This window comes from Wenyingzhuangia heitensis, from assembly GCF_011762155.1.
Taxonomy (GTDB): Bacteria; Bacteroidota; Bacteroidia; order Flavobacteriales; family Flavobacteriaceae; genus Wenyingzhuangia; species Wenyingzhuangia heitensis.
This window is the reverse complement of sequence record NZ_JAASQL010000001.1, coordinates 1,039,745-1,058,544: the sequence shown is the minus strand read 5'-3', so window position 1 is coordinate 1,058,544 and position 18,800 is coordinate 1,039,745. Positions and strand designations below refer to the sequence as shown.

Below are 18,800 nucleotides of genomic sequence, written 5' to 3'. Positions count from 1 at the left end.
TTATTGTTATTTGGAGATATAATATCTCAGTTTAAAATTGAAATTTATTCCTGGTTTTTGCATGTTAAAATTATCAGTCAGTTTTGAATCAAATAAGTTATTAACCGCTAATGAAACATTGTACCGTTCACTTTTTTCTGTATAGGTAAATTCTAAATTTTGGGAAAATTGAGAAGGTATTTTTCGAATATCATCATTTGCAATTTCATCAAAATATAAATTATATTCATACACATATTGCTGTAGGGATGTTATTGAAAATTGATCGTTTTTTTGAAGTAAATCTTTAAAATTAGCTCTTAAGGTTACATTTCCAAACAAGTAAGGTTTGTTAGGTATTCTTGAGTTATAAAAAGTATTAGGAATAGTAGTTGAAGGCAAAAATTCACTTTTTTCTCTTATGTCTAAATAAGTGGCATTTACACCAATAGTATATTTTCTTAAAAAAGAATATTGAACTTCAGACTCAATACCTTTGGTTTGTACATTTTCTAAATTGTCATACATTTTAAAGACCAATTCAGGTCGGATATAAATGTAATTTTTTGCATTTCTATAAAATAAATTAGTTTCAAAATGAAGCTGGTTATCATTCTGAAAATATTTTTTTGTACGGTATCCTAAGTTTAAATTATTGCTCCTTTCAGGCTGTAAATTTACATTCGTTAAAATTTCTATCCCATTCCCTAAAATCTCAGAATTCTCAGGAAACCTTATTGCATTTTCAAAAGAAAATTTTATTTGGGAGTATTTTGTAATGTGAAAAGTACTTGCTAGTCCTATACCTAAATAGTCTTTTTCTCTATTTACTTTTTTTACATCAATACCATAAGGGTCTGTTTCAGTACCTTTAATTTTATAAAAGTATTTTTTAACAAAAACGGTGTTGTTTAATTTTCTCTTAAAATTTTTAAATGAGTAAGAAAGACCCGCAACCTGCTTGTTTGTAGTACTTGGGTTCCCAAACTGAATTTGGTTTTGTTCAGAAAGTGGATCTTTTCCTATAACCGAATAATAATTAGAAGACAAATTAAATGTTATCAATTGGTTTTTATACAAATGGTATTGTAAGTTAATATTTGATATGATGTTTTTTTGATCTAATGTAAGGTCTGTTTTTTTATAATATTCACCTGTTGTAGATGGACTTGTGTTTGTTATATTTCCATACCAATCATATTTGTTATCGCTACGGTCTACATATCTTTTTTTCGAGTTTATTAGAGCTAGAAAAGAAGAAACATCTAAGTTTTTTACTACTTGTTTTTTATTGTATTTTAAGGTACTTATATAACTTTCATTCTTCTCATAAACTTCTCCAAAAGGAAAAATAACCTTATCTGGTAATGGTATATTTTGTAGCTCTTTATAATTATCTGAAAATAAAAACCCAAACATTAACTCATCTGCATATGCTCGTTGGTTTACACCTAGTTCAACCTGTGTCATTTTAGAGGTATAAGCATCGTGAAATCGTTTTACACTAGTTGTTTGCGATGGAATTCTACCGTCTGAAAGTGGTATTAAGACATCCATTTTATAATCATTATCAGAATAATTATAAAAAGACTTTAATTTTATTGTAAACCCATTTTTATTGTTGTGATACTGCCCATTTACTGAAGCTATATGTGTATTAAAAGAACCTAAAGAGTAAGATGCATCTAAATAATTCTTCTTATTCCCCTTCGTAATTACATTAATTGCTCCACCCAAAGCATCAGAAGGTAAATGGATAGGAACCACTCCTTTATATACCTCTATAGATTCTATAAGATTAGTTGGAAAATTATTAAGAGATAAAGAACTTCCAAAATAATTCATAGGAATTCCATCAATAAAAACTCTAACTTGGTTTCCTGAAAGCCCGTTTAAAGAAAGGTTAAAAGAAGATCCTAAACCTCCTTCTCTCCTAACAATAAGACCCGGAACTTGATTTAACACTTGGTTTATATCAATGCTACTATTTTTATAAATTTCTGTATTTACTACATTTATTGCATAAGCTTGTTCTCTCTGTTTTTCAGCTTTTGATTTTCCATGAACAATAATTTCGGTTAAAGCTGTAGTCTTTTCAGTCAAACGTATATCAATAGTTTCGTGAGTGTCAGAAATCACTTCTTTTATATATTCTTCATAACCTAAGGAATTAACTATTAACGTATATTTTTTTTGTTTTGGTTTTAAGAAACTAAAGCAACCATCAACACCTGTTGTATATATTTTTTGAGATTCTAAAATAGTCACAACAGCTCCTATTAAATTCTCTCCTTGTTTATTGTTAACACAAACATTTATAATTTTATCTTGGGCATTCACATATGTTATTTTACAGACAACAAAGCATAACAATAATACATGTTTGGAAAATAAACGCATAGTTAAATTTATTTAGACTTAATTTAATTAAATGCGAATTTACATATTATATTGATTTAGCAATAATCATTTTGTGAATTATTTCAAGTAATTTCTATTTCACATGCAAAGCATAGAATTAATTGTAGGTAATAAAATATTATGTTGTGTAACCCGTAGTGCATTTTAAATAATAGTATTTTTAATATTATTAATCTTTCTACCTATGATAAAATGATTAATATACTGTATCACAGTTAGTGCGGTAATTTTAGATACTATCCTAGTTCTGAACCCTTCAAAAGACTTAGCATAATTCCTGTGAATCATAAATTGGTCACACAATTGAGAAAATAAGGTTTCAATTCTTTTTCTAGATTTTCTAAAGAGATAAGGTTGTTCTTTAAATGATGTTGATTTTTTCTCATAGGAGTTTCTAATTTTATATGACACTCATCAAATAAGTTGAGTTGCCATTTAGAAGAGAGATACCCTTTATCTGCTAATAAAGTACGTTGTTTTAAGTGAGTACTTAAAACACTGTGTGGTTTCTGTTATTTCTATTCTTTAATTTCATAACAATAAATTTTCAACATATATACTTAAAAATGAACAACTAAGCCTATGTTTAATAACATTTACTAGCTTTTTATTATTTAATCTAAATAGAAACATTTATAATCATATTAAATATTATTTTACTACTGTAACTTCCAGTTCAATCTTTAATGTCTCAAAAAGATTTTTCACTTCCAATAGAGTACTTGTTTGTTTTATGTTATGTTTAGTTATCCAATTTTGGAAAATATCAAAGCACGTAAAAAGTTCTTCAGATGAAGTTGTGTAGATGTTTAATCTCACAATATTTTTACATTCATATCCAGATTCCTTTATAACTTTCTCCAAGTTTTCTATGGATTTAACTAATTGAGTTTTCATATCACCAGTGCTCGATTTTCCATCAGAATCGATTGCAGTTTGCCCAGAAACATACAAAGTTCCTTCAGGCTTTATTACTTCAACGGCTTGCACATAACTTCTTTCATTCTGCCATTTCCATGGGTTAATTATTCTTTTCTCCATTTGTTTTTCTTTTAAGTTTTGTCCTATTACTGACATAGTAGTTAATAATATTATTACTAATAATCTTACTTTATTGTTCATAATTGTAGTATTGTATTTATACCACAAATATTTAAATACTAGGATTATTAGAGCGTGACAAACATCACTATTATAAAAATGGAAATATTTTAAGAGGAAAGTCGGCTTAGTGTCTCCCGAGAAACACCTAAATAAGAAGCTAAAAGGGATTTAGGAACTCGTTGAATTAACAATGGATATTGTTTGAGTAATTGGTTATATCTCTCGGTTGCATTTGAGGTTAAAAATGAAAGAATTCTATTTTGTGAAGCAATATATCCTGAGTTAGATTTTTCGAGAAAAAAAGATTGCATTTTGGGTAATTCAGCTGATAGTTTATGATAATTTTTAAGACTTATAGAAAATGTAATTGTGTCCTCAATACATTGTAATGTCATTTTAGCTTTATTTTTCATAAAATAAGCCGAAAAATCACTTTCCCACCAATCTTCCATTGCAAATGAAACAATATGTTGTTTTCCATTTCCATCATTATAAACCAACTTTAAAAGACCATGAACAACATAATAGCAATGACTTACATTTTCTCCTTGATATATTAAAAAGTCGTTTTTTTTATGTTTTTCAAATGAAAAATGTGATAAGACAAATGAAAATTCTTCATCTGTAAGAGATATTTTTTTATTTAGATGTTCTTTTAATTTTTCTTTCATCAATTAATAATTCTAATTTAGGTAAGCTTACACTCTCGTTTTTTCAAAATTAGAAATTCTTGGAAAATCAATGAGTCTAAACTCATTAATACCAAATGCTTTTTTGAACTTTTTACACTATTTCATTCTACAGTTGTTTTAAGTGAGTACTTAAAACACTGTGTGGCTTCTATTTTGAATTTTAGGTAAATAAATGATTTATTCTTTTATTTCTAACCTTATAAAACCTAAACCGATTACCTATACTTCTTAAAATTCTCTGCTTGTTCAAAAATCTCTTTGTAAATTTCATCTCTATCCACAGGAGGATAATCATTTTCTGCTAACAAAATAATTAAATCTACTTTTAATTCTGACTTAATATCATCTCTTTTACTCCAATCTGTATATTTGGTTTTATCATCTACTACATTCTTTACCAACTTTGCTAAATGTAACAGTTTGTCGTTAGGATAGGTGAAATCATATTTTATTGCTAATTGCTCTAAAATGTCGTAAAAAGCTTTCTCTTCTATATCAATATCTAAATCTTTGAAAGACTCTTTTTCCTTTTTCAAAGCTTCAAATAACTTCATAATTTCATCGGTAAAATCTTCTAACACCTCACTTCGTAAAACATCATTGTCTTTACGTTCATTGTACTGATCTACCAAAATTTTCATCTTTTTAGAAAAATCAACTCCTTTGGATTTATTCACTTTTTTAAAATCACTAATTGCCTTGTTTAGTAGTTGTTGCAATAGTTTTATTTTGGTATTGGGTAACTTAATCTTTTCTATTTTAGCTAAGTAATCATCTTCAAAAATATCATACTCAGCATTGTTATCTTCTCCCATTTTAAAGATTTCTTCTACTCCTTCACTCGCAATCGCATCTTTTATCATTTCTCTTACTTTCTCATTCATTTGAGAAATATCTGGAGCTTCTCCTTTAGTCAACTTAAAAACAATAGAACGAACTGCCAAGTAAAAATGAATGGTTTCTTTTTCTTCTTCAGAAATCATTTCTCCAGCTCCACAAATATCATAAGCTGCTTTTAATCGTTTTACCAAATACATAAAACGTTTTTCTACCTCTTGTGTAACCTGAGCATATTCTGCTGCTTTATTCAGTGTATCTAATTGCTCTAATGGAATTCCTGTATAATATTTTGTGGCATCAAATTTATGAAACAGCTTTCCTAATAAATCCAAATGATCTTTTACCACAATTACAGAAGCTTCTATGTCTTCAAAATTCTGACTATCGGCTTTGTTATACTGAGCCAACGCTAAGTTCATTTGTTTTTTAATCCCAATATAATCTACCACCAAACCTTTTCCTTTGCCCTGGAAGGTTCTGTTTACTCTAGAAATAGTTTGAATTAAATTGTGTTGCTGTATAGGCTTGTCTATATAAATGGTATCTAAAAAAGGAACATCAAATCCCGTTAACCACATATCTACTACAATGGCTATTTTAAAGTTAGACTTTTCATTTTTAAACTGTCTGTCTAACTCTTTTCTATGCTCTTTAGTTCCTAATAAATCCCATAATTCTTTAACATCATCTTTCCCTCGTGTCATCACCATTTTAACACGCTCCATGGATTTTATTTTTTCTTTTTCATTAGCCGTTAAAACAACTCCTTCTGGAGCTTGTTTCACTTCTTTCCATTCAGGTCTTAACTGTATTAATTCTTGATAAAAAGCATAGGCTATTTGTCTAGAGCTACACACAAACATTGCTTTTCCTCTTACAGAACTTCCTTCATGTACTCTGGTTTCATAGTGTTTTATAAAATCTTCTGCCAACGCTTTTATTCTATCAGGGTCTCCTAAAATAGCATTCATATTCGCCGAAGCTTTTTTACTTTCTTCTACCTGATATTCGTTAGCTCCCTCCTCTTCACAAACCTTGTAATAATCTTCTATTTCTTTCAACTTCCCACTGCTCAATGCTATTTTAGCAGCTCTTCCTTCGTATACAATTCTTACCGTAATTTCATCCTTTACAGATTCTGTCATGGTATACGCATCTACAACATCTCCAAACACATCTAACGTAGCATCTACAGGTGTTCCTGTAAAACCTACATAAGTAGCGTTTGGTAAAGAATCGTGTAAATACTTAGCAAAACCGTACGTTTTTTTTACTCCTTTTTCTGTAATACTTACTTTTTGGTTTAAGTTGGTTTGACTTCTATGTGCTTCGTCCGAAATACAAATTACATTGGTTCTTCCTGTTAACAGCTCTGTGTCTTCTGTAAATTTATGAATGGTGGTTAAAAACACCCCTCCACTTTTTAAACCTTGCAAACGTTCTCTTAGTTCAGTTCTACTTTCTACACTAATAATATGTTGATCTCCAATATACCCTTTGGCATTTTGGAACTGTTCTGACAATTGAGTGTCTAAATCTGTTCTGTCTGTAATTACAATAATGGTTGGACTGGCAAAGTGAGTACTTTTCATTAACAAACGAGCCAAAAACAACATGGTAAAACTTTTTCCACAACCTGTGGCTCCAAAATAAGTTCCTCCTTTACCACTTCCTAATGGTTTTTGTTCTTTGATTATATTTTGATATAGTTTGTTTGCTGCATAATATTGCGGATAACGACATACTATTTTTTGTTCCTGCTTATTGGTGTCTGGTAGGTACACAAAGTTTTTAATGACGTTTCGTAAATCCTTTTGATTAAAAAATCCATGGATCATGCTGTGCATGCTATTAAATCCTTCGGCTCCTTTTTGAGAACTAAAAAACTGTCTATCGGATTCTGATCTCCAGGCATAAAAGAAACCATATTTAGAAAAGAAAGAACCTACTTTGTTGTTAACTCCATCAGAAACAACACACAAAGCATTGTATTTAAACAACTGGGGAATGTCTCTACGGTAACGAATGGTTAATTGATCGTAGGCTTCTTTTAACTGAACTTCTTCTCTAATAGCAGATTTAAACTCAAACACCACCAAAGGGAGTCCGTTGATGTAAATAATACCATCTGGAATGCGTTTTTCTGAACCTACAATTTCTAATTGATTGACAAACTTATATTGATTTTTATTTGCTTCTGAATAATCTATCAAATAAATCCAAACATCTTTTTTAGAAGCATCTTCACGTTTAAATGCAAAACCATCAGACACCAATTTCATAATAGCTTTGTTACTATCATACAAATCTAAAGCACTAAATGCAGTAAGCATTCTAACAATACTTTCTATTTCAGATGCTGTAATACCCTCTTTTTTATATTGCTCCGCTAAAAACTGTTTTAAATCTTCTTTTATCAACACTTCATGCTCCTCACGTAACAGGCTAGTTCCTAATACGTGTGGATATTCTTTTTCTTGTAACAGCTGAACGAAAGCTTGCTCTAATTGTGCTTCTGTAAATTTCATAAGCTATTGTTGTCTTTTTATTTCCCAAAAACCTTCTTTTCTTCCTCCAACTCTATTTATAAAGTTATTTTCTTTCAGTTTTTTAAGGTAACTCTGTATCGTTCTATCAGAAACTCCGAGTATAGACCCCATCTCTTCTGCTTTAATTCCTGGCACTACATAAACAAGTAGTAAAGTTAATACTGTATTGGGCAATTGTTTTTCTGAAGCTTTCCCGAAGCTTTCCTGAAGCTTTTCTGAAGTTATATGAAAGCTTTCTTGAAATGTGTTTAAGATTTCCGAACTATGTTTAGTTAAAAAAGCAATATTTTGGCTAGGTTCTGCATGTATGTTGTCTCTCAAAGAGCTAAATTTTTCTTTAATAGCATCACCTATATTACCTTCTTGGTTACTTTCTTCGTTACCTTCTTGGTTACTTTTAAAAATAGTTACATAAACACCTCCATCCTTTTCTTCAAAAACAGGTTCTGGCAATTGTGCTTCTTTACAACTTTCAAATATTTTTAGCGTTCCTGTCCCCCATGATTCAATATATCCTGCCTTGTGACAAACATCTGCAATCATAGGATTCTTAAGAACAGATGAATGTTTTTCTTTTAAAGATGTGATTGAAAATCCTTCGGGTAAACTCCCTTGGTTCTGAAACATCATCTTATCATCATACACACTAATATGAACCATAGGATTAAAATAATTACGATGTACCAATGCGTTTAACAAACTTTCTCTAATAGCTATAGATGGATATTCTCCTGTTTCAATTCTATCAACTCCTTGGTAACTTATTTTTCTAATTAAATATTTAGTTTCTAAAACAGAAATGGTGCTAGCAATAGCTTCTATTAAATTTCCTTCAATCACATCTTCATGGACTAGCGTAGCATCATTCTTTCCAAACCTTCCTACTTTTATTTTTAAATTAGGATAAAAAATATTAGGATCTTTTCCAAATAGCACTATAGCAGCTCTGGTCAAGTATCCGTCAAGAGTATACAATCTTAGCTTCTCTAACAGTTCCTTATCTGTTAATTTAACTGTATTAGGGATTCTAGCAATCTGCTTTGCATCTTCTTTAAAAGCAACTAAAGCACTAGGACTTATATGGTCTAAAGTGGCTTTTGGCTCTTCTATGCTATCCCAAGTTTTTCCTGACTTTTTTAAGAGAAACTCATTTAACTGAGCTCCTACCATTTCCTTAGTAGTACTCCCTGATCTATAATAATATCTACCTCTTAATGAAATAGGGATTTCTGAAGCTGAAGCGATAATTTCTATGAAAGATAAATCCCCTTCTGACAGCAAATTTACTTCACATAAAAATCCTAAACTATTCTGAATTTTTTGGGGAATACTTTCTAACAACTTTTTAGACTCTTCTAACCCTACAACATTTCCATCATCATTCTTACCAACATATAAAATTCCTCCATGGGTGTTAGAAAAAGCTACAATGGTTTTTAAATAATCATCGTGCCATTTTTGTTTAAATTCTATGTTATGCTGTTCTTTCATTAATATATTATTCTATATTCCAGTTATTTGCGGAGCTTACTACCTGATTGACTCCTTCTATTTTATACTTTGTTATTTGATTTAAAGAGTTTTGTAAACTTTCTAAATAAGTACCAGCTCCTATTTCTTGCAACAAAGCTCCTAATAATGCCCTGGTAGAAGGTGGATATTTTAAAGACAACCGCACAATTGTTTTTAGTTCTTCTTTTGATTTTTCTTTTAAGATAGCCATAAACCGAACACAAGCTTTTGCTACTGTGGTATCTGGTATTTTCTTTACATACTTTATAGCATCTAAAAGTTGTAAATGAGGAATACTGTCTTTAGTGATGGTATTTTTTTGACGTATAAATGCAATCTTATAGCGATCTCTTTGAAAAGCAGGTCTTACTTCATTTTTACCTATTTGTATGGTATTGCTTATTTGCGTGGTTAACCCTAGTTGATGATAGATACTTAAACCTGTTAAATAACCTATAGTTTTGTTGTTTACCTCTAGCAAATCTTTTACAATCTGATATTGTTCAGGAGGCAAAGTACCAAACACTGTTTGTTCTGGCTTATAATACTTCCCCTTAGACAATTTGGCTATTTTGCCACTACTAGCCATTCTATTTAAAGACTTTATGGTAGCTTCTTTACTTTTTACCTCAGGCAGAAAATCCTCATAGGTAAACACATATCCTTTAGGAAACTTATTGATGGTACCTACAATGTAATCAGTAGTTTTCATATGCTATATTCTATTTCAAATATAAATAGAATGTCCAGTTTTTTAATTAAAAAACTGGACATTTATTAGTTTAAAACAATTTCTTTCATAAACCTAATAATCGGAACTGAATCAATATTTGGATTATCTAAATTAACCGACAAAACTTCTTTCCAATATCTATTTGCATTATAAGGTTTCCCATCAGACTCAAGATATGTATCTGGCAACTTTAAATCATCAGAAATGGAAACATCTTGATGAGCAGGTTCAAAAGTAGTATAGTGAATATTTAACAACCCTGACTCATACCCTTCTTTAGTTTTATCTAACTTAAACTGCTCGTAAATAGACTTTTGAATACCTGACTCAAAAATTGGTAAATTATGAGTATCTGTACCTTTATTAACCGCTGAATCTGAATCACAGATAACGTGATATTTAATAAAAAACTTAGAAAAAATCTTTTGGTAAAAAGGTATATTATTTACTGTTCCACAATTAACAATAAAAATATCTTTGTTAATTTCATTTTCTGTAAGATATCCTCTAAGTATTATTTCTTCAGTTGGCCCTTCAATTAAAATAACTTCATCAGAATAAAATGATTCACAAATAAATGGATTGAATCGAAGCAATTCATTCATTTCCTGCTTTAATTCTTGTTTTGTACTTATTTCTTTTGATTCTTTTAAAAAACGATCATTAATTTGAAACAATCTGCTACCAGAATCTAATTTCACCATCCTTACTAAAGATGATTTCTCTTTTGTGATATCAATCATTTGTGGAGAATGAGAAGCACACAATATTTGATACGGAGAAGTCGATTCACTAACTTTATAAATTAGAGATCTTAATTGTTTCATTAATTTTGGATGAAGAAATAATTCTGGCTCCTCAAACAAAACAATGTAGTCCTTCCTGTTTTCCACCCTCTCAAACTCTTCTGCAATATCTTTCATTAACAACAAAGAAAAAATAGCAGATCTAACAGTACCATGACCTACCTTATCATAAGTACCAGGTATAGACTCATCCCTATCTCCCTTACTATTATTATGCTCAAATTCTATAGAAAATTTTTTCCCTAAAGCATTTTCCGTCCATTTTACCTTATCTTTTTCTGTTAGTTCTATTTTTGTTTCAGGAAAAAGTTCTTGAAAATGAGAATTAACTTCTTGCTTATAAGCCTCAATAGAAACAGGGTTGTATAATTTGTCTTGTAGTTCTTTTATTTTTTCTTGAGCTTCTTTTAGCTCCTGTCTTTCTTTATCTTTTAAATTAACGTTTGCCTTTGCTGATAAAATCTCATTTATGACCTTCTCTATCTCTTCTTCAGATGGCATTGCTTTTATAAAAATAGGTGTAGGTAATGCGTTCTGAAATACAGAATCCAAACCTATACCTCCATAGTTTTTCTCAATCCAGTCACTTGTATTATAGTCCCATGTATAATTTATTGGCTTTTCTGGAATATACTTTGCTCCTGATTTTTTAAAAGATATCGTTTTCTTTATTTTTAATATCTTCTTTTCATTCAGCCATAATTTTAATCCCTCAGCTTTCTTCTTAATAGCATCTTTTTCGAAGTCAAAATCGTCCAACATTAAACTTAACTCAAACTCTATTTTATTTTCTATATCTTGTCTATACAAGTCATCTATCAACAGTGATGTATTTTTATAGAAATATTCATAAGCTTTTAAAAAACTTGATTTCCCTACATTGTTTTGACCCAATATAAAAATAGTATTAGAGTCTTGAAACTCTATTTTATTTTGCTCTAATCCTCCCGATAATCCTCTAAAATTATTTACAGCAAACGATATTATTCTCATTTTCTTATTTTTAGCAGTTTTATTTTTTCTTAAACTTTTTCTTTTTTTATTCTTCTTTCATTTGCTGCACCAAACTTTGTGGTACTTTAACTTTACCCGATATTAACTGTGGCAACAACACCTCTCTTTGTTGAATGAGCGTTTCTGTTTGTTTTTGTAATAAATTCTTTCTTTCTAAAAAAGGACTTAATTTATCCTCAAACTCTTGTAAAATCAATATATCAGGAGACATCACTGAAACCTTTCTTAACTCTGACTGTTTAATTCCTGTAACTGTTGTCCCTGTACACCTACCTTCTAAATCTCCTTTTGCAATATCACTCTGTAACCAATAATATAAAAAAGAAGAAGTTGAATCAGTTTCATTAGCTCTAATACAATACAATCTTTGACTAAGACAATATTTTGTTTTATCAGATATAAGAAACATTTCACCCATTGGAGCTTCAGACGTAATGATTATATCTCCTTTTTCTACTTCATCTTTCATCCATTTCTCATACATTTCTTCATCAACATACCTTATCATATCAGGTCTTATCAAATTCCCTTTTTTGATATTTTTAGCAGAAATTGCAGGATGACCATTTTCCACCCAATCTCCTCCTAATTTTTTTGGAGTTTTACCTCGATGGTCAATAATTAAAGTAGTAACATCATTAATCGTTTTCACCTCCCACCCTTCAGGAATCCACTTTCCTAAAGTATCGTTAAACACAAAAGTGCTTGGAAATACTTCGGCAAGCTCTGTATTTTTTTGAATGTTTTTTTGTGACTCCGGGAGGATTCCAACCTCTGACCTTATTTTTTTACGAATTTCTGCCTTGGCTTGTAAAGGTTCTGGAATGGGATTTCCTTTGGCAAGAGCATTGTCTATTACAGGATCAAAATCTACAAACCAACTTTGGAACAGGGCTTGTGCCATGTTCTCTAAAGTTTCGTTCATTTTTCTATTCAACTCTATTTTGGCATCTAAATCTCCTAAAATTTTAGCAATGGCTTTTTGCTCTGCTAGTGGTGGGATTTTAAACTTTAATTTCTTTAATGAATTCCCTGAAATCTCTTTAAAAGTAGAACCGCTAGATACCGCTTCTAAAGCAGGAACATTTTTTTTAATTAAATAATATATAAAATTTGTATCATAATTACTTTTTAAAATCACACTCTTAAATCCTTGATTAGTGGACACTTCTTTGTCTGCAATAGCCACATAACCTATCGGAGCTCTACTAGTAATTAGCACTGTATTCTTAGGCAATAATCTTGCACTTGATTTTAGCAATCCTAAATCTGTTATACTTCTGCTACCTTTTGAAATTCTTTTAAAATTGTATCCTGATAAATCTTTAGGAGTAATCCATGATATATTTCCTCCCCAGTACTCTTCAATCTTAGAAGAAGGAGTTCCTCCTCCTATAACCTCTCCAATATTTTCTATCGCAACCTCTTTCCATTCCTTACTCATACCCCAACATTTTTAAATTGTCTTTAATGGCTTGGTCTAGGGTTTGGCTTTGTTCCATTTGCTTAAATAACAAACGGGTCAATGATCCCATTTTGGTTTCAAACGGAATGCCATCGCCTATTTCTTCGGCTACACCTACGTAACGCCCTGGAGTTAATACATAATCATTTTTTATAATGTCTTGTAAAGTGGCACTTTTACAAAAGCCCAATATGTCTTGGTACAATACTTCGTTACTCTCAGCATCACTGGACATGACAGGTTTATTTCTCCAAGTATGATACGTTTTGGTAATTTCTGCAATATCATCTGTAGTTAACTCTTTGTGTGTACGGTCTACCATGGTTCCCATGTTACGAGCATCTATAAACAAAGTTTCTCCTTGTCTATCTCTAAAATCGTTTCCGTTTCCTTGAGCTGAGCCTGTGGATGTCTTATTCTTGGTCATAAACCACAAACAAACAGGAATTTGAGTGGTATAAAACAATTGTCCTGGCAAAGCAATCATACAATCTACCAAATCGTTTTCTATCATTTTTTTACGCAAGGCTCCTTCTCCAGAAGTATTGCTACTCATAGCACCATTTGCCAATACAAAACCAGCAGTTCCGTTGGCAGATAGTTTAGAAACCATGTTTAAAATCCAAGCATAATTTGCGTTTCCTGTAGGAGGTACTTCATACCCTTGCCAACGAGGATCATCGGTTAACTCATTACTAGCTCTCCAATCCTTTTGATTAAAAGGCGGATTGGCCATAATATAATCTGCTTTTAAATCTGGATGTTGATCTTTAAAAAAAGTATCGGCAGGTACTTCTCCTAAATTTCCGTTAATTCCACGAATGGCTAAGTTCATTTTGGCTAGTTTATAGGTAGTAGCCGTATATTCTTGTCCGTAAATAGAAATGTCTTTGGTGTTTCCGTTATGGTTTTCTACAAACTTTATAGATTGCACAAACATTCCACCAGAACCACAAGCAGGATCGTATATTTTACCTTTGTAAGGCTCTAACATTTCTGCCAATAATTTAACCACACATTTAGGCGTGTAAAATTCTCCACCTCCTTTTCCTTCGGTAGCAGCAAACTTTCCTAAAAAGTATTCGTACACTCGCCCAACCACATCATTTTCTTTATCAGCAATCGTATCTATATTGTTAATGGTGTCTAACAAAGCAGCCAGTTTGCTAATGTCTAAGTTTAAACGAGAAAAATAATTATCTGGCAAAGCACCTTTTAAACTTGGATTGTTTTTTTCTACAGTGTGTAAAGCGGTGTCTATTTTTAAGGCAATATCATCTTGCTTGGCATTGGCCATTACATAAGACCATCTAGCTTGTTCTGGCAAATAAAACACATTGTCTTTGTTGTAAAAAGGAGCCATGTCTATATATTTTTCATGTCCTTGTGCAATGAGTTCTTGTTTTTTCTCTTCAAACTTATCACTAGAAAATTTTAAGAATATCAATCCTAAAACCACGTGTTTGTATTCAGAACTCTCTACCGTTCCTCTTAATTTATTTGCAGAATCCCACAGTGTTTCTTCTATAGATTTTTGCTTTTTAGCTACCGATGTTTTAGCCATTTATATGTTGTGTTGTTTATGTAAAGTATGTATAACAATTGTTAAAACATTAAATATACAAAGTCATTTGATATAGTTGAATGCTTTTTAATTCCTTTTCATAAAAACCGTAGGTATGTGTGCATAGAGTGCATAAAAACAAGTGCAGATACACCACATGTATATATGTTAGGTTTACCAGATCTAAACATAACAATATCTTTATAAAATTTATAGCGATTAAAAAAGGGGGAATGATTTTTAAATCACTCCCCTTTTTTAAGTTTAAATTCTATTTACGAGTTTACTAATACGGTAGACAAAAATATAATATGTCAAACCAATTATTATGAACCACCCTAAACTTATAATAAACAATGGTTTAAACAAGGCCTGATACTTTTGTATTAAAGTAACGTACATAAAAGATAACAAAACTCCATAAACAACCCAATTTATATATTTCCATAATCCCATAACCGGCTTATGCAATTGTTTTTTTCTAATCGCTTTACGTTTTAATGTAATCCATATCCCCGAAAGAACCAATGAAGAAATTCCCAAACCAAACACAAACCAAATCACCTTGGTTACCAAACCTCCCCAGTAACCAAAATGTAAGGGATCTGCAATATCATTAATCCACATAACCGTATTAATATCTTTTGCTTTTTGAACATAAACAATACTATAATCACTAGGATTTAAATAAACTCTATTAGCTCTTTGACGAACTAACGGCTCTGTACTAGTCCCAACAATCCCTAAAATATCATCTTGATCTTGAGGAACATAAATATTACCAGGTACTAAATCTGGAATTTCCATTTTAGCTAAAAGAATTGCTTTATCATAATCTAAACTTAATTCTAGGTTTTTAATACTAGGCTTTTTTGTTACTTCTAATATTCCTACTCTTGGATTTGCTTTTTTACGAATTCCTGCAACATTAGCTCGTTCCAGAAAATACCATATACCTGTAATTGAAAACAATAAAGTAAATGGTATAGACCATAAACCTACCAAACGATGGAGACTTCTGAAAAACACTAAAGCTCCTTTTTTAGTTTGCAACTCAAATAATTTTCTCCACCATTTGCTATAAAAACATAAAGCTGTTATTAAAGAAATAAGCAATAAAAAACCAAAAAACAAGACTAAAAAATTACCAACCTGAAATGGTATAAATAAAAAATAATGTAAATCTCTAAAAAAACGTTGTATGGTTAAAGAAGACTCTCCTTGTATAGCCCCTGTATATTGGTTTGCAAATACATAACTTATTTTATTATTTTCTTTTTTATAAATTATATCACATAAATAAGGCTCATTAGAACGCATCCAATATTGGATATTTGCTTCTGGATATTCCTTTTTAAAATTATTTACAATTAAATTTCGTGAAGCATATTCTTTTTGTGGTATTGCTCTCATTTCTGGATTAAACAACCAATCCATCTCATGACTTAATGTTGCTAAAGTTCCTGAAAAACACACAATAAAAAACAAAACACTAAGCTTTATTCCAATCCAACTATGAATCTTATAAAATATTTTTTTTTTAATTTTTATCATTTACTAAAAAGTATATCCCACACTTAATAAAAAATTCCTTGGTTTACCAGGGTACAATCTCGTATAACTATAACCACCAACCCAGTGTGTTTTATCACCTATATTATTGACCAGACACTGAATATTAAATTTATCTACCTTGTAAGAGACTCCTGCATCTACTACCATATAAGAAGGTAATTGCAACGTAGCCTCTCTTGTATTTCTCTTACCTACAAAATTACTTCCTAGCGTAAGACCAATTCCTTTAAACTGACCACCTATAAAAGTATATTTCCCGAAAATTCCTCCTTGATGTAAGGGAGCATTTTCTTTGTATTCTCCCACTTCACTTGCATTATCACTTTCTGTTATAATAGCCTCATTATAAGCATAATTAGCTGTAATACTTAAATTTGGTAAAATGCGACCATTAACATCCAACTCAACCCCTTTAGACTGCTCCTGTCCTCTTTGTATTAATAAATCTGGATTACTAGTATCATTCGCATTTACCAAAATATTATTGTTCTCTATAAAATATAAAGCAAGATTGGCAGACAAGCGTTTATTAAAAAACTCTCCTTTAGCTCCTGTTTCTAACATAAAAGCGTTTACAGGATCAAAAGGTCCTCCTGCTTGTGGATTATTTAAAGACGCTACTCCTTGTGGCTGAAAACTCTCTGTATAAGTTCCATACACATTAATATTAGAGGTAGCAGCATACACCATACCTACTCTTGGTAAAAACTTGTGTTGTGTTGTTACTTTTTCATTTGTTTGATCATAATTTTCAATATCATTATAATACTCTTGTCTCCCTCCCAACAACAACTGGAACTTATTCCATTTTATTTGATCTTGGACATAAAAACCATATGTAAAATATTTAGTAGGATTTGTTACACTCTCATCATAGATATAATCATTAAACTGGGCTATACTGTAAGTTGGTGTTTGCAAATCAAAATGAGGAACATTAGGTATAGGATTTCCATTAGCGTCTAACTGAAAATTAGAAAAATCGGCAGCACTACTAGAGGCTCCTCCTCCTTGTAAAAGATATCCGCTAGCAATAGACTGAGCATTTCCTATTGGACTTTTTTGTTGGTTATAATCTACTCCCGCTACAATTTTATGTTCTAAAGTTCCAGTATTTTCTTTATACACAAAATAAGAAGAAAGATTATCTGCAATTGTTTGTCCTTGTCTTTTAATAACCATCATTCCCATAGAAGTAGGAATAGAATTTCCGCTACCATCTATAGCAAATTGATTTGAAGTACGATGTTCTTGTAAATCCTCATCAAAAAGATATTTAATATAAGAGGCATTAAACGATAATTTATCTGAAAACTGATGGCTTAAAGAAAGTGTTGAATACACAACATCACTTTGATGATAATCATTGGTTGCCCCAATGGCAAATGAGATTGGAGTTGCATAAATATCGCTTCCAGAAGTTGCTCCAAAAATAGGTTGACCTCTATCTAATTTTCCGTCAAAATTTGTAATTACTAAATCAAAGTTTATTCTTGTTTTACTTGTAGGTAAAAACGAAATAGAGGGAGCTATAACATATGATTTATATTCTTGTATGTTTCTAAAAGAATCTGAATTCTCGTACGCTAAATTTAATCTATACAGAAGTGTTTTCTTTTCATTAATAGCTCCTGTAAAATCAGCAGTAGTTCGTAGTGTATTAAAGCTACCAAGCGTAAAATTGATGGCTTTACTTTCTTTGGTTAAAGGTTTTTTGGTAACCCTGTTCATAATTCCTCCAGGAATTGAGTTTCCAAACATTGCAGAAGCGGGTCCTTTAATAACCTCTACACGTTCTATATTTGCCAATAAAGGCTCTGGACCAAATAAACCCACAACACGTAATCCATTTATATAAGTATCTCCTGACCTAAATCCTCTAAAAGTAAAATCATCATAATAAGAATAAGTATTTACTCCACTAATATTTTTTACAATGTCATTAACACGATATGCCTGTTGATCTGCAAATACTTCTTTGGTTACATAACTAACCGCTTGAGGAATATCCTTAATAGCTGTTGCTGTTTTTGTTGCTGCAAAAGTAACATTATTTTTGTATGATTTTTCTTTTCTACCAGTAATCTCAACCTCCTGTAATTGTTCACTAGAAGTAGTTAATACAAAATCGAACTTCATGTCTTTGTTTTGTTTTACTAAAATTTTTTTCTCTTGAGGTTTAAATCCTAAAAAAGAAACTTTTAATACATATTCACCAATTTTTACATTAGTAAATCTATAAGTACCTTCATTATTTGTCATAGTACCATTAGCTTCAGTAAGCAGGACATTTGCTCCTAGAATTGGATCTCCTTCTGTATTTGTTACCTCTCCTTCTATAGAAATTTGAGCATTAACACTTCCTGTTATAAAACATAACAGGGTTAATAAATAATAATAGTTTTTCATTTTATATATATTTTTCGGCAAAACTACACGGTATTTTTATTTATACCAAATAAAAATAATAAAATTATATACACATATATATAACAATAATCTCAACACTCTGTTATGTTAAAAAATGAAGATCATATTTAAGTAAG

The 18,800-nt window shown here is 30.7% G+C and carries 11 protein-coding genes and 1 pseudogene; all 12 read right to left on the bottom strand.

The window, feature by feature from the left end:
• Positions 1-6 precede the first annotated feature (6 nt).
• Positions 7-2,319 carry a TonB-dependent receptor gene (locus FHR24_RS04500; RefSeq protein ID WP_167184453.1) on the bottom strand — a complete coding sequence of 771 codons (2,313 nt, stop codon included), beginning with the start codon at positions 2,317-2,319 and terminating at the stop codon, positions 7-9.
• Between the two features lie 225 nt (positions 2,320-2,544).
• Positions 2,545-2,870, bottom strand: a pseudogene (locus tag FHR24_RS04495) (transposase); the annotation flags it as partial.
• A 181-nt stretch (positions 2,871-3,051) separates the two neighbouring features.
• Complete coding sequence (locus FHR24_RS04490; protein ID WP_243846528.1) at positions 3,052-3,441, bottom strand: RidA family protein; 390 nt, start codon at positions 3,439-3,441, stop codon at positions 3,052-3,054.
• Positions 3,442-3,611: 170 nt separating this feature from the next.
• Positions 3,612-4,175, bottom strand: a complete 564-nt coding sequence (locus FHR24_RS04485; protein WP_167184448.1) for a Crp/Fnr family transcriptional regulator — start codon at positions 4,173-4,175, stop codon at positions 3,612-3,614.
• Between the two features lie 236 nt (positions 4,176-4,411).
• Entirely contained in the window at positions 4,412-7,564 is a 3,153-nt protein-coding gene (locus tag FHR24_RS04480; RefSeq protein WP_167184445.1) for a type I restriction endonuclease subunit R, read from the bottom strand.
• Between the two features lie 3 nt (positions 7,565-7,567).
• Positions 7,568-9,076, bottom strand: coding sequence for an ATP-binding protein (locus FHR24_RS04475; RefSeq protein ID WP_167184442.1), 1,509 nt, complete (start codon positions 9,074-9,076; stop codon positions 7,568-7,570).
• Positions 9,077-9,083: 7 nt separating this feature from the next.
• Complete coding sequence (locus FHR24_RS04470) at positions 9,084-9,809, bottom strand: type IV toxin-antitoxin system AbiEi family antitoxin domain-containing protein (protein ID WP_167184440.1); 726 nt, start codon at positions 9,807-9,809, stop codon at positions 9,084-9,086.
• Between the two features lie 65 nt (positions 9,810-9,874).
• Entirely contained in the window at positions 9,875-11,629 is a 1,755-nt protein-coding gene (locus tag FHR24_RS04465) for an ATP-dependent nuclease (protein ID WP_167184437.1), read from the bottom strand.
• Between the two features lie 46 nt (positions 11,630-11,675).
• Positions 11,676-13,094, bottom strand: coding sequence for a restriction endonuclease subunit S (locus FHR24_RS04460; protein WP_167184434.1), 1,419 nt, complete (start codon positions 13,092-13,094; stop codon positions 11,676-11,678).
• On the bottom strand, positions 13,087-14,679 hold the full coding sequence (locus FHR24_RS04455; protein WP_167184431.1) for a type I restriction-modification system subunit M: 1,593 nt from the start codon (positions 14,677-14,679) through the stop codon (positions 13,087-13,089). Before FHR24_RS04455 ends, FHR24_RS04460 begins: the two co-directional genes overlap by 8 nt.
• Positions 14,680-14,943: 264 nt before the next feature.
• Positions 14,944-16,233, bottom strand: coding sequence for a PepSY-associated TM helix domain-containing protein (locus FHR24_RS04450; RefSeq protein ID WP_167184428.1), 1,290 nt, complete (start codon positions 16,231-16,233; stop codon positions 14,944-14,946).
• Between the two features lie 3 nt (positions 16,234-16,236).
• The gene (locus FHR24_RS04445; protein ID WP_167184425.1) at positions 16,237-18,663 is read right to left on the bottom strand and encodes a TonB-dependent receptor; all 2,427 of its coding nucleotides are present in this window, start codon (positions 18,661-18,663) and stop codon (positions 16,237-16,239) included.
• Between the last annotated feature and the right edge of the window lie 137 nt (positions 18,664-18,800).